The sequence below is a fragment of the Microbacterium sp. AC145 genome (assembly GCF_979258505.1).
Map to the genome: position 1 here is coordinate 82,311 of NZ_OZ409859.1, position 12,756 is coordinate 95,066.

Annotated in this window: 15 protein-coding genes; 11 read left to right on the forward strand and 4 right to left on the reverse strand. The window is 67.3% G+C overall.

Features of this window, described 5'->3' with window-relative positions; all coding sequences use genetic code 11:
• The first annotated feature begins 36 nt into the window (after positions 1-36).
• From ACZZZN_RS00375 to glpX, 4 genes are read left to right on the forward strand one after another with little or no spacing between them, the layout of a single operon-like run.
• Positions 37-960 carry a carbohydrate ABC transporter permease gene (locus tag ACZZZN_RS00375; protein ID WP_463503283.1) on the forward strand — a complete coding sequence of 308 codons (924 nt, stop codon included), beginning with the start codon at positions 37-39 and terminating at the stop codon, positions 958-960.
• Positions 957-1,844, forward strand: a complete 888-nt coding sequence (locus ACZZZN_RS00380; protein ID WP_463503284.1) for a carbohydrate ABC transporter permease — start codon at positions 957-959, stop codon at positions 1,842-1,844. The genes ACZZZN_RS00375 and ACZZZN_RS00380 overlap by 4 nt, the downstream gene beginning before the upstream one ends.
• Entirely contained in the window at positions 1,841-2,842 is a 1,002-nt protein-coding gene (locus ACZZZN_RS00385) for an alcohol dehydrogenase catalytic domain-containing protein (protein ID WP_463503285.1), read from the forward strand. Before ACZZZN_RS00380 ends, ACZZZN_RS00385 begins: the two co-directional genes overlap by 4 nt.
• Positions 2,839-3,846 carry a class II fructose-bisphosphatase gene (gene glpX / locus ACZZZN_RS00390; protein ID WP_463503286.1) on the forward strand — a complete coding sequence of 336 codons (1,008 nt, stop codon included), beginning with the start codon at positions 2,839-2,841 and terminating at the stop codon, positions 3,844-3,846. The genes ACZZZN_RS00385 and glpX overlap by 4 nt, the downstream gene beginning before the upstream one ends.
• 52 nt (positions 3,847-3,898) lie before the next feature.
• On the opposite strand, the gene ACZZZN_RS00395 is transcribed toward glpX, so the two are convergent.
• Positions 3,899-4,216, reverse strand: a complete 318-nt coding sequence (locus tag ACZZZN_RS00395) for an NIPSNAP family protein (RefSeq protein WP_463503287.1) — start codon at positions 4,214-4,216, stop codon at positions 3,899-3,901.
• A gap of 87 nt (positions 4,217-4,303) precedes the next feature.
• On the opposite strand from ACZZZN_RS00395, the gene ACZZZN_RS00400 reads away from it, so the two are divergent.
• Positions 4,304-5,188, forward strand: coding sequence for an aldo/keto reductase (locus ACZZZN_RS00400; RefSeq protein WP_463503288.1), 885 nt, complete (start codon positions 4,304-4,306; stop codon positions 5,186-5,188).
• Between the two features lie 28 nt (positions 5,189-5,216).
• Here the strand turns inward: ACZZZN_RS00400 and ACZZZN_RS00405 are convergent, their stop codons facing one another.
• Positions 5,217-5,879, reverse strand: coding sequence for a hypothetical protein (locus ACZZZN_RS00405; RefSeq protein ID WP_463503289.1), 663 nt, complete (start codon positions 5,877-5,879; stop codon positions 5,217-5,219).
• Between the two features lie 163 nt (positions 5,880-6,042).
• On the opposite strand from ACZZZN_RS00405, the gene ACZZZN_RS00410 reads away from it, so the two are divergent.
• On the forward strand, positions 6,043-6,177 hold the full coding sequence (locus ACZZZN_RS00410; RefSeq protein WP_463503290.1) for a hypothetical protein: 135 nt from the start codon (positions 6,043-6,045) through the stop codon (positions 6,175-6,177).
• Positions 6,178-6,287: 110 nt separating this feature from the next.
• Here the strand turns inward: ACZZZN_RS00410 and ACZZZN_RS00415 are convergent, their stop codons facing one another.
• Both ACZZZN_RS00415 and ACZZZN_RS00420 read right to left on the reverse strand, forming a co-directional pair.
• Positions 6,288-6,653: a DUF202 domain-containing protein gene (locus ACZZZN_RS00415; RefSeq protein WP_463503291.1), complete on the reverse strand. Its 366-nt coding sequence runs from the start codon at positions 6,651-6,653 to the stop codon at positions 6,288-6,290.
• Positions 6,650-7,006, reverse strand: coding sequence for a YidH family protein (locus ACZZZN_RS00420; protein ID WP_463503292.1), 357 nt, complete (start codon positions 7,004-7,006; stop codon positions 6,650-6,652). The genes ACZZZN_RS00415 and ACZZZN_RS00420 overlap by 4 nt, the downstream gene beginning before the upstream one ends.
• A gap of 128 nt (positions 7,007-7,134) precedes the next feature.
• Between ACZZZN_RS00420 and ACZZZN_RS00425 the strand changes: the two genes are divergently transcribed.
• The 5 genes from ACZZZN_RS00425 to pcaG all read left to right on the forward strand — a co-directional run bounded on the left by ACZZZN_RS00425 (position 7,135) and on the right by pcaG (position 12,726).
• Positions 7,135-8,547 carry an MFS transporter gene (locus tag ACZZZN_RS00425; protein ID WP_463503293.1) on the forward strand — a complete coding sequence of 471 codons (1,413 nt, stop codon included), beginning with the start codon at positions 7,135-7,137 and terminating at the stop codon, positions 8,545-8,547.
• A gap of 4 nt (positions 8,548-8,551) precedes the next feature.
• Complete coding sequence (locus ACZZZN_RS00430) at positions 8,552-9,613, forward strand: LacI family DNA-binding transcriptional regulator (protein ID WP_463503294.1); 1,062 nt, start codon at positions 8,552-8,554, stop codon at positions 9,611-9,613.
• Positions 9,614-9,638: 25 nt separating this feature from the next.
• A complete protein-coding gene (locus tag ACZZZN_RS00435; protein WP_463503295.1) occupies positions 9,639-11,147 on the forward strand; it encodes a sulfatase family protein in 1,509 nt (502 codons plus the stop codon).
• 173 nt (positions 11,148-11,320) lie between these two features.
• On the forward strand, positions 11,321-12,151 hold the full coding sequence (pcaH, locus tag ACZZZN_RS00440; protein WP_463503296.1) for a protocatechuate 3,4-dioxygenase subunit beta: 831 nt from the start codon (positions 11,321-11,323) through the stop codon (positions 12,149-12,151).
• 2 nt (positions 12,152-12,153) lie between these two features.
• Entirely contained in the window at positions 12,154-12,726 is a 573-nt protein-coding gene (gene pcaG, locus ACZZZN_RS00445; protein WP_463503297.1) for a protocatechuate 3,4-dioxygenase subunit alpha, read from the forward strand.
• Positions 12,727-12,756 lie beyond the last annotated feature (30 nt).

The window sequence follows — 12,756 nt, forward strand, 5'->3', positions numbered from 1 at the left end:
GACCGCGGGCAGCCCTGCCTCGAGAAGCGCAGAATCATGGCCACCAAAACCCGATCCGCCATCACCGCTCCGCCGATGATGCCGCGTGCCGAACGCTGGAAGCGTCGCGGCCCGCTGCTCCCGGCCCTCGTCTTCACCCTGATCCTCACGCAGGTCCCTTTCCTCTTCACCCTCGTCTTCAGCACCCAGCGCTGGTTGCTCCTCAGCGGCAAGCCGAGCGAGTTCCGCGGCCTCGAGAACTACGTCGCAGTCATCCAGGACGAGGTGTTCTGGAAGTCGGTCGGCAACACCGTCGTCATGACCGGCGGCACGACCATCGCCTGTCTCGTTCTCGGTCTCCTGATCGCGATCTTCATGAACCACTCCTTCCCCGGACGGGGAGTCGCCCGCACACTCGCCATCACGCCGTTCTTCGTGATGCCGGTCGCGGTGACGCTGTTCTGGAAGTCGGCGATGTTCGACCCGAGCTTCGGGCTTTTCGGCTTCATCGCCCGTGCCCTGGGTCTGCCGCCCGTCTCGTGGCTCTCCGAGCATCCGATGGCAGCGCTCATCATCCTGCTGACCTGGCGCTTCGTGCCGTTCGCCATGCTGATCCTCGTCGCCGGACTCCAGTCCGCGCCTCAGGATCAACTGGAGGCGGCGCAGATGGACGGCGCCGGACTGTGGCGGCGCTTCACGAACGTCACCCTTCCGCACCTGCGACCGTTCATCGAGCTCGCGGCCCTGCTGCTGGCGATGAACCTCATTCAGACCTTCGGCGAGATCGCCATGCTGACTGCCGGTGGGCCCGCGTACGGCACCACGAACATCACGTACTACATCTATCTCAAGGCTTTCAACGGATTCGACTTCGGCATGGCATCCGCACTGGGTGTCGTCGCGCTGATCCTCACGATCGCCTTGATCCTGCCGATGCTGCGACTGCTGTCGGGCATCTTCCGAACGGAGGGTCGGCGATGACCACCACGGCTTCGCTCAACACCCGTGCAGTCGTCACGGGAAAGAAGACTCCGCAGCCGCGTCCACGACGGGCGCGCGGTCGGGCGACGCGAATCACGATGGGCGTCCTCGGATGGGCATCCAGCCTCATCCTCTTCTTCCCCGTCGCGTACATGGTGATGAAGAGCTTCCAGACCGAGACGGTCGCGGCGTCGTCGACTCCGCAGTTCTTCTTCACCCCGACTCTCGAGCACTACGTAGAGACGTTCGAGCAGGGGATCTGGCCCTACGCGCTGAACTCCGTGCTCGTGACGGGAATCTCGACGCTCGTCGTCATCGTGCTGGCGCTGCCCGCCGCGTGGGCGCTGTCGGTCCGCGCGATCCAGAACCCTCAGGACTCGCTGTTCTTCTTCATCTCGACGAAGATGATGCCCATCGCGGCAGGAATCATCCCGATCTACGTGGTCGCGACGAATCTCGGACTGCTCAACACCACGCAGATCCTCATCATCATGCACCTCGGCATGAACCTGCCTTTGGGTATCTGGATGCTGCGCTCGTTCATGCAGGAGATCCCGCTCGAGATCATCGAGGCCGCCCAGGTCGACGGTGCGAAGGGCTGGCGCATCGGGTGGTCCGTGGTGCTGCCGCTGATGCGCCCGGGCATCGCGTCGACCGCGCTGCTGTGCGCCGTGTTCAGTTGGAACGAGTACTTCTTCGCCGCCAACCTGACCAACTCGAACAGCACGCTGCCGCTGTTCCTCCAGAAGTTCCTGAGCTTCGGCGAGCTCTACACCGCGCAGGTGGCCGCCGTTGCAACTATCGTGAGCATCCCCGTCGTCATCGCCGGATGGATCGCTCAGAAGTCCCTTGTCCGTGGCCTACTGTTTGGAGCCGTGAAATGACCAAGACCATGCGCGCAGCTGTCGCTGACGGAAACGGAGGGGTCGAGATCCGCGATCTCGCCATCCCGACCGCGAAGGAAGGCTGGGTGGTGATCGCTCCCGTCGGCACGGGGGTGTGCGGCACCGATCTGCACCTGGTGCAGGGCGACTACCCGCACGGACGTTTCCCGGTCGTCCCCGGGCATGAGTTCGCCGGGTACGTGACAGAGGTCGGCCCCGGGGTGACATCCCTCAAGGAGGGCGACTACGTCGGCGTCAACCCGAACATCTCGTGCGGCGAGTGCACCTGGTGTCTGCGGGGCGCCACGAACCTGTGCGTGAACATCCTCCCCGTCGGCGTCGCGGTCGACGGCTCGGTCGCCGAGTTCGTCGCGGTCCCGGACCGCATCGTGTTCCCTCTCGACAGCCGCATCCGGCATCAGGCAGCGCCGCTGATCGAGCCGTTCGCCTGCGTCCTTCACGCACTGGAGCGGGTGCCGGACTGGCGCGACCAGGAGATGGCGATCTTCGGCGCCGGATCGATCGGTCTGATGGCGATCATCCTCGCCCGTGCGGAGGGCGCCACGGGCGTTCGCGTTGTGGAGCCGAACGCCGCGCGCCGTGCCGCGGCACTCGAGCTCGGCGCCCTGCAGGCTGTGGCTTCGGCGGACGAACTCGACCGCGGCGACTTCGATCTGGCGCTCGACGCGAGCGGGCATCCCGTCGCGATCACTCAGGCGATCGAGGCGCTCGGCAATCGGGGGCGCTTGGTGCAGATGGGTGTCGCCTCACCGACCGCCACCGTCGCGCTCAGCCCCTACGAGGTGTTCGCCAAGGAGCTGAGCATCATCGGGTCGAACTCACTGGCCGAGAAGTACGAGGAGTCGGCGGCGAGGATGGTCGACCTGCAGGATGAGCTGTCGAGCCTCGTCACCGCGACGTTCTCGCTCGAGGAGTACGCGAATGCGCTGAAGGCTGCCACGAGCCCCGACCAGATCAAGATCCAGGTGGTGGCGTGACTTTCGGCGAGCACACCGAGTCTGACCACACGGGTGCGCCGCTCTACAACCACCCCGATCGCAACCTCGCCCTCGAACTCGTCAGAGCCACCGAGGCTGCAGCGATCCGCGCATCGCCGTTCGTCGGCCGCGGAGACAAGAACGGTGCGGACGGAGCGGCCGTCGACGCGATGCGCAAGTTCCTCACGACGGTGAAGTTCGCCGGCACCGTGGTCATCGGCGAGGGCGAGAAGGACGAAGCGCCCATGCTCTACAACGGCGAGCAGGTCGGGACGGGTGACGGTCCCGAATACGACATAGCCGTGGACCCCATCGACGGGACGTCGCTGGCCGCGTCCGGCCGGCGCAACGCGATCTCGATGATCGCCGCCGCCGACCGGGGGAGCATGCTGGACGCATCCCACGTCTTCTACATGGAGAAGCTCGTCGCCGGCCCCGAGGCGCGGGGTCATCTCGATCTCACGGCATCGATCTCCGACAACATCCATGCGCTCGCCCGCGCACTGGGCAAGCCGGTGGACGAGATCCAGGTGGGCATTCTCGACCGGCCCCGCCACGCGCTCCTCATCGAGGAGATCCGAGCCGCGGGAGCCGCGACGCGGCTGCTGCTCGACGGAGACGTCGCCGGAGGTATCCAGGCGGCGTCGTTCGACGGCGCTCTCGACCTGTGCGTCGGCGTCGGCGGCAGCCCCGAGGGCGTCGCGACCGCGTGCGCCATCCGCGCGTTGGACGGATTCATGCAGGCACGTCTCGCCCCGAGTGGCGATGACGAGAGGCGCCGAGGAGAGGCCGCAGGTCTCCGGTTCGACCACGTGTGCGACGCGACAGAACTGGTGACCAGCGAGAACACGGTGTTCGTCGCGACCGGTGTCACCGACGGCAACCTGGTCAGCGGCGTGCGGCGTCGAGGGCGTGGCATCCGCACCGAGAGCATCGTGCTTCGTTCCCACTCGGGTACCGTGCGGCGTGTGGTCGCAGACCACATCGCCGACAAGTGGCTCTAACCGGATCCTGCGATCCGTTTGGGGGGTCGGCCCTCGGCGGGGATCTCGCGCCTCAGTCGGCGTCCGCCGAGAAGACGGGGCTGAGGAAGCGGCGTTCGTAGCGGCGGATGCACTGGGTTCGGCGTGCCAGTTCGAAGGCCTCGACGCACTCGGGGTCGGTCTTCGATGCGGTGCGGTAGATCTCGTACTCGGCGAGTGAGGGGAAGGTGAACAGCGCGAACGCTTCGTCGCTGTCGCCCTCGCTCGGCAGGAAGTAGCCGTGATGGGTGCCACCGTGCTTCGCCACCAGTCGGATCCACGCGCGGCCGTACTCGGTGAAGTCGTCGAGCTTGTCGGGGTCGATCTCATAGCGCAGGTGAACGGTGATCATGACGTTCATCCTGTCAGAGTGGCGGATGCCGGCTCCGCCCCGCCCCTCCCTCCCTCGGCACCGCTCCGTCGGCCGTAGGATCGACCCATGCAGACACGCACACTCGGCAATGACACCGTAGGTCGCATCGAGGTCGGAGCGGTCGGGCTCGGACTGATGACGTTCGACCAGACCGGTCACCAACCGCGTGAGCAGCTGCTCGACACCGTCCGCGCCGCGCTCGACGCCGGCGTCACGCTCTTCGACACGGCCGACGCCTACGGACCGGGCCAGGACCTCGGACCTGATGCGCAGGGCGAGAACGAGAAGCTCATCGCCTCGATCCTCGACGAGTTGGGCGTGCGCGACCGGGTGTTCCTCGCCACGAAGGGCGGAGCCTTCCGCACCGACGGCGGCGGCTGGGATCACGATGGGCGGCCGGAGCACCTGGGCCGTGCCGTCGACGACAGCCTGTCCCGGCTCGGGGTGGAGCAGATCGCGCTGTGGCAGCACCACCGTCCTGACCCCAAGGTCGACTACGCCGACATCCTCGGCACCCTGGCCGAGATCGCAGCCAGCGGCAAGGTCCGGATGATCGGAGTGTCCAACACCGACCCCGGTCAGATCCGAGCGGCGCATGAGGTGCTCGGCGACAGCCTCGTCAGCGTGCAGAACCAGTTCAGCCCGAAGTTCCGCAGCAGTCGACCCGAGATCGATGTCTGCGCCGAGCTGGGCCTGGCGTTCCTGGCCTGGAGTCCTCTCGGCGGCCTGTCGGATGCGAAGGAGCTCGCCGCCCGGCATCCGGCCTTCCAGCAGGTGGCCGAGGCGCGGGGCGTCAGCGCTCAGCAGGTCGCGCTGGCATGGGAGCTGGCGCAGTCGCCGGTGGTCATCCCCATCCCGGGTGCCAAGCGGCCCCAGTCGATCCGCGACTCCGCCGCGGCCGCCGACCTTCAACTGACCACGGACGAACTCACCGCCCTCGACCAGGACTGAGTCCGCATGGCGTCACGAGGTGCCCCGCTCAGCCGCAGGATTCGTACGGCGGCTCGTCGAGGGTCGTCGCCGTCACCGCCCAGATGATGTCGGTGCCTGCCGTGTAGGTCAAGAAGACCGACCCGGTGCCGGCCTCCGACTCGATCGCGAGATACCGTCGATCGCCGACGCTCTCGATCTCGACCGCGTCGGGATACGCGGCCAGCGCCTCATCCATACGGGAACCGACACCGATCCCCTCGGCCGTCACGGGGCCTGTGGTCGGCCTGCCTTCGAGATCTGAGGGCGATGCCGACACCTGCACGAGGTCGACCACCGCCGGGTCCTGTTCCGGGAGCTCGGGGCGCTGGAGGGTCAGCATGTATCCGTCGGCATCCGTGGAGGCGAGCCAGGGACAGGCCTCCACCGGAGTCGCGCCCGCCACCGCCACGGCGTCGTCGAAGGGCGTGCCCAGTTCGACATCTCCGATACCGGACGGGCTGACGTCTGCGGCGGGGGCGGACTCGCTGGCGGATGCGCTGGGTGACGGGCTCGGCGCGGGATCGGCGGATGCCGTCACCGTCTGCGTGACCGTCGGGGTCGGGGCGGGGGCGGCGCACCCGGCGAGAAGCCCGACGGTGACGGCCGCACCGAACAGTGGTGAGAGGATGCGTGCACTGCGAGCCCTGGGCTGTCTGGTGTCGTTGTCCATCCTTCGACGCTAACGGTCGGGCCGAGCATCGTCCGTCGATTCCCCCGGGATTCCCAGATGCCCGATCGCTCTGAAGGGGTCGGGGAGATGTGTGAGATCCCGAGCACCGGGCCCGTCGTCCGGGGGATGTCGGCGACCGTGCGGAGTCCGTAGCGTGGATCGCATGGATATCGCTTCGATGATCATGGGCGCCTCGATCGTCTCCATCGCCTGGATCGCCTTCTGGCCGTGGGCGCAGTTGAAGCGCCTACGCGAGCTCGAGACGAGTGCCGCTGCGGATTCCGGTCAGGGGTCCTGAAGTCCGCGTCCCGAGGTGAAGGCCTCCACCCACTCGGGGCCGGTCCTCGATGCCGTGCGGTAGGTCTCGTACACGGCCGACGACGGGACCGGGAACAGGCGATCATCCTCTCAGCGCGGCGATCCCGTCAGCACCGACACCAGCACGAAGAGGAGCGCGACCGCACCGAACAGGACCGCCAGCATCGTCAGCGACAGCAACAGTCCGCCACCGTGCGGCGCACGCAGTGATGCGCCGGTGAGATACGCGCTCAGCCTGACCTGACGGCGGCGTGCGGCCACCCAGATCGCGCACGCGGCCAGGATGCCGACGATGCCGGGAATCACGCCCCACGCGGCGAACGACGCCGGAAGCCCGGCGGGCAGGATGCGCAACGAGATCAGCGAACCGACGGCGATGGCGAGCGCGGTGCGTCGCCAGGCGAGTTCGGTGCGCTCGGGCTGGAGCCCGGGGTCGAAGAGCGTCGGCTCCGTCACCGCCACACCACGCCGGCGATGACGAGCAGGCCGACGGCCAGGACGACGACGCCCAGGAGGACGGCGGAGACGGCTCCGGGCAGAGGCTGCGACTTGCGCAGCGCTCTCTCCGTGCGCATCCATTCCCACCAGGCGAGCGGTGCGACCGCGGTGCCTGCGACGATCAGCACGAGCGAGGCGGCGAGGCGGAACCCGGGATGCAGGTCGAGGCCGAGGACCTCGAGTGCCACCCCGCCGGCGATCAGCGCGAGGGCCGTGCGCGTCCATGCCAGAAAAGTGCGTTCGTTCGCCAGCGAGAAGCGCGGATCGGGCTCCTCGCCGGTGCCATACACGGAGGTGGGGAAGCGTCGCATGCTGTCATCGTATCCGCGTGGGTCGACGCGAGCCGTGACGGTCGTCTTGAGATTCTTTTTCGACTCGCTTGCCTTCAAACGTTTGAACTGGTTATCGTCCTTTCGCCCGCTCTCAACGAGGAGACCCCATGACATTCACGAGCACGACAGAAGCGATCGCCACCGCGAGGCCGTTCGGCTGGCGCGACAAGGTCGGATACCTGTTCGGCGACTTCGGCAACGACTTCCTGTTCATCTTGGCCTCGAGCTATCTGCTCATCTTCTACACGAACGTCCTCGGGCTGAACCCGGCGCACGTGGGCACGCTGTTCCTGCTGGTGCGCCTGCTCGATGCCTTCACCGACGTGGGATGGGGGCAGTTCCTCGACCGGCACATGCCGGCGGCGGCCGGCCGGTTCCGTCCGTGGATCATCCGAGCGGCGGTGCCGCTGGTCGTCGTGAGCGCGCTGCTGTACGCGCCGTTCGCCGCCGACTGGGACTACACCGTCAAGCTGATCTGGGCCACGGTCACGTACATCCTCTGGGGCTCGGTCTTCTACACGATGGTCAACATCTCGTACGGCTCCCTCGCCTCGGTGATGAGCGAGGTGCCGGCGGAGCGGGCGTCGCTCTCCGTCTTCCGCGGAGTGGGTGCCAACCTCGCCGGCATCTTCGTGGCCCTCGTGCCGCCCCTGTTCATCTACGCCAATGTCGACGGCGTCTCGCAGGTGCTTCCTCCCGCGTTCTTCGCGACCGGCATCGCGTTCTCGGCGGCGGCACTCGTCTTCTACGTCCTGTGCTATTCGCTCGTGCGAGAGCGTGTGCGAGCTGTTCCCGGACGGCCGAAGGCATCGTTCGCCGCGCTGCTGCGCTCGCTCGCCGGCAACCGCGCACTCCTCTCTCTCATGGGCGGAAACCTCGTGCTGATGCTGTCGTCGCTGCTGACCGGGTCGGTCGGTGCGTACCTCTGGCTGAACTACTTCAACAACGGCGCGCTCTCGGGTGTCGCCGCGCTCGCCAACGTGGTGCCCGCGCTCATCGCTGCGCCGTTCGCGGCATCACTCGGTCGGCGATACGGCAAGAAGGAGATGCTGGTCGTTCTGCTCCTGGTGAGCGCGGCGATCTATCTCGTGCTGTTCTTCCTCGGCGTCACCTCGCCGTGGGTGTTCATCGTGCTCAGCGTCGTCGCCGGCTTCGGCGTGGGCATGTTCAACCTGCTCGTCTGGGCGATCATCACCGACGTCGTCGACCACCAGGAGGTGCGCACCGGCCAGCGCGACGACGGCACGGTCTATGCGATCAACACCTGGGCGCGCAAGCTCGGGCTGGCGCTGGCGGGCGGTCTCGGCGGGTATGCGCTCGCGATCATCGGGTATGAGGCGGGCAGTGCCGTGCAGTCGGCGGGCACGGTGCAGGGCATCTACACGATCGCCACGCTCGTGCCCGGCATCCTGTACGCCGTCGTCGCGCTCATCCTGCTCTTCTGGTTCCCGCTCGACCGCCGCACGGTCGAGGCGAACAGCGCCGAGCTCAGCAGCCGCCGCGCGGCTGTGGTGGAGTGAGGCCATGAGCAGACCGACCCTGAAGGACATCGCCAGCAGGGCAGGGGTCTCGATCTCGACGGTGTCGTATGCATTGAACGACAAGAGCACCCTGCCCCTGGCGGAGACCACGAAGAACCGCATCCGCACCATCGCTCACGAGCTGGGGTACGTCCCGAACGCCCTGGCGCGATCACTGCAGGCGAGATCGAATCGCACCATCGGCGTGCTGCTGAACAAACCCCTCACGACACCTCGGTACGCCGAGATCGCCCAGGGGCTCAGCGAGGGGCTGGCTCGACGCGGCTTCCATCTCGCGCTGCTCGACGGCGACTCCGCGGCCCGGTGTATCGACGACGCACGCGGCGGGCTGCTCGACGGGCTCGTGTTCATCGGCCACGACGACCTCGACGTGCCCGACGACCTCGCCGTCGACGTCGCCGGGCACGGCATCCCCTTCGTCGCCCTCGACTGCGGCCCCGCTACGGCACCCCACGCGTGGTCGAGCGTCGACTTCGACTACGCCGCAGGCGTCCGGATGCTCGTGCAGAGTCTCGTGCTCGACGGTGTCTCGCAGATCGTCCATCTGCGGCCGGATGTGACCTCGCGAGCGGATCGCACGAGGGTCGAGACCCTCGACGCGATCGCACGGGAGAGCGGCATCGCGCTGTCGGCGATCTCCACCGGGATCACCGACGAGATGCTCGCTCGCCTCGATCGCGACCCCCGGGGCTCCGCGGGATACACCCGAGACGTCACCGGACGCCTGGACGCCGCCCTCGACCAGGTGGCGCAGGCACCGGACTCGACGGCGATCGTCTGCTCCTGGGGCGCCGACGCCGAGCCGGCGTACTTCTGGACGATGCAGAACGCTCCCCACGCGCGGGTCGCGGCGCTCGCCGGCGGTTCGCTCGACCCGAGGCTCTGGCCGCGCCTCACCTACAGCCGCCTGCCGCTCGCCGCAGCGGGAGAGGCCTGCGCCGGTCTCATCATCGACGCGAGCACCGCGAAGGAGGCGCCGACCCGCGTGCTCCTGACCCCGACCCTCGACTCCGGCGCCGCGACCCCCCTCGCAGCGCTCGACTGAACAACGATCTCCACGAAGGAACAGGATGCCGAAGCCCAACATCATCTTCATCATGTCCGACGACCACGCCGCTCATGCGATCTCCGCCTACGGCAGCCGTGTGAACACCACGCCTCATCTCGATCGCATCGCCGACGAGGGCGTCCGGATGGATGCCGTCTACTGCACGAACTCCATCTGCAGCCCGTCGCGTGCGTCGATCCTCACGGGCACCTACAGCCATGTGAACGGCGTCTCCTCGATCTGGACGGAGATGGACTACCGCGTCCCGACGTTCATCGATGTGCTCCACGATTCCGGGTACAAGACGGCGATGTTCGGCAAGTGGCACCTCGGTGAAGAGGGCATCTCACGCCCGCGGGGCTTCGACGCCTGGAAGGTGTTCCCCGGTCAGGGCGACTACGTGGACCCGCAGATGATCGACGAGAACGGCGTCTCGACCGTCGAGGGGTATGCCACCGACATCGTCACCGATCTCTCTCTCGAGTGGATCGATGGCCTGGAGGCCGACGAGCCCTTCTGCATGATGGTCCATCACAAGGCGCCGCATCGGCCCTGGGTGCCCGACACGAAGCACGCGCACCTGTACGCGGACGGCACGATCCCCGAGCCGGAGACCTTCTTCGATGACAACGCGAGTCGCAGCAGAGCGGTCCGCGGCGTGCACATGACGATCGCCGACGACATGGGTGGCGAAGACCTCAAGATCGACATGCCCGATGAGCTGCGCGGACCCGAGAACCGCGAAGCTCGGATGCGCTGGAAGTACCAGATCTACATGCGCGACTACCTGCAGTGCATCCAGTCGATCGACGACAACGTGGGGCGCCTCCTCGATCACCTCGAGGAGAAGGGCCTCGCCGAGAACACCCTGGTCGTCTACACGTCGGATCAGGGGTTCTTCCTCGGCGATCACGGATGGTTCGACAAGCGGCTGATGTACGACCAGTCCCTCCAGATGCCGATGCTGATGCGGTGGCCGGCATCGATCGAGGCGGGGTCGCGGTCGGAGGCGATCATCACGAACGTCGACTTCGCGGCGACGTTCCTCGACGCCTGCGGCGTCGACGTCGAGCAGGCCATGCCCACCTCGCAGGGACGCAGCTTCCTTCCACTGCTGCGCGGTGAAGAGATCGCGGACTGGCCGGACGCCATGTACTACCGGTACTGGGAGCACGACGACCCGATCCACGCCGCTCCCGCTCACTACGGCATCCGCACCGACTCGTACAAGCTCCTCTACTTCTACGGGGCAGGACTCGGTGTTCCCGGGGCATCGGATGCCGTGCACGAGCCGGAATGGGAGCTCTACGATCTGAAGGCCGACCCCGAGGAGATGCGCAATGTCGCCGGTGATCCGGCGTACGCGCAGATCAAGGCCGACCTCGAGGTGAAGCTCGCCGAGTATCAGCAGCGATACGCCGACGAGCCGTACGTGGGTCCGGACACCCCGCGACCTGAGTGGGGTCCGTACGACCACGAGATGTTCGGACGCCTGCAGGAGTACGTCGCGCGCACCCGCTCGGCGAGCTGAGGGGAGTCGCGCCTGCGGGCGGTGCGTCGGGCAGCCGGTCGAGGGGACGCAGCCAGGCGTCGGTGACGCCAGCGGGAAGCTCCGTGTCTCATTGAGTGAGAATCGCTCTCCTCATGGCGTCGAGGGGGATCAGGATGCTGTGAACGCCGCTCGCCGTGTCGAAGGAGACACCCATGCCCGTCACATCCGGAACGCTCTCCGGAACGATCGCAGCCGCTCCCGAGTCGCTGCTCGCTTCGCCCGATCAGGTCACGCAGGCTGAGATCACGACCGAGATCGTCGACCTGCACGCCTCTCTCGAGCGACGCGAGGCCACAGGCGAGCCGCTGCCCGCGACCATGCACGACTTCCCTCCGTACCGCTCGAGCATCCTGCGGCATCCGACGAAGAACCCCCGGCTCGTCGACCCCGAGACCATCGAGCTGCTCTCGCCGGCGTTCGGTCAGCGCGACGTCGCCGCCATCGAATCGGACCTGACGATCCAACACGCGGGTGAGCCGCTCGGCGAGCGGATGACGGTGCGAGGGCGACTGCTCGACTCGTGGGGGAGGCCGATCGCGAACCAGCTCATCGAACTGTGGCAGGCGAACTCGTCGGGACGCTACATCCACCAGCGCGACCAGCACCCGGCTCCGCTCGACCCGAACTTCACCGGGGCGGGGCGCGCGATCACGAACGGTGCCGGCGAGTACCTCTTCACCACGATCAAGCCGGGGCCGTACCCGTGGAAGAACCATGTGAACGCCTGGCGCCCCGCGCACATCCATTTCTCGGTGTTCGGCTCGTCGTTCACCCAGCGGCTGGTCACGCAGATGTACTTCCCGGGCGACCCGCTGTTCGCCCTCGACCCGATCTACAACACCATCTGGCGGCAGAAGGACCGGGATGCCCTCATCGGCGTCTACGACCACGATCTGACCTCACCCGAATGGTCGACGGGGTATCGCTTCGACATCGTCGTCGACGGGCCCGATGCCACCTGGTTCGAGCAGGAGGAGGACTGACGATGTCGGCACCCACACCCATACCCGCGCGCACCCACCGCCCGACGCCCGGCCAGACCGTCGGTCCCTTCTTCGCGTACGGGGTCCAGTACCCCCGTATGCACGAGGTCGCCTTCCCGCATTCGCCGGGCGCGATCCTGCTCGGCGGCACCGTGCGCGACGGAGCTGGCACGCCGATCCCCGACGCGTTCATCGAGATCTTCGGAGCGGATGCCGACGGCACGATGCCACGTGCCCGTGGAGCGTTCCGCCGCGACGGCCACAGCTTCACCGGGTTCGGCCGCGCCTTCACGAACGATGAGGGGCACTACGAGTTCTGGACCCGCAATCCGGGCGCCGTCGGAGGACGCGCCCCGTTCTTCGCGGCGATCGTCTACGCGCGCGGCCTGCCGGACAAGCTGCACACGCGCATCTACCTGCCCGATGACAGGGAGGCACTTGACGCCGACCCGCTGCTCGCATCGCTCTCGGCGGAGGACCGCGTGACGCTCGTCGCGACGCGCACCGCCCAGGGATGGCTCGAACACGACATCCGCCTGCAGGGTGACGGAGAGACGGTGTTCCTTGTCTACTGAGACGGTCGACGGGCTCGCCCGAGCGGAGGC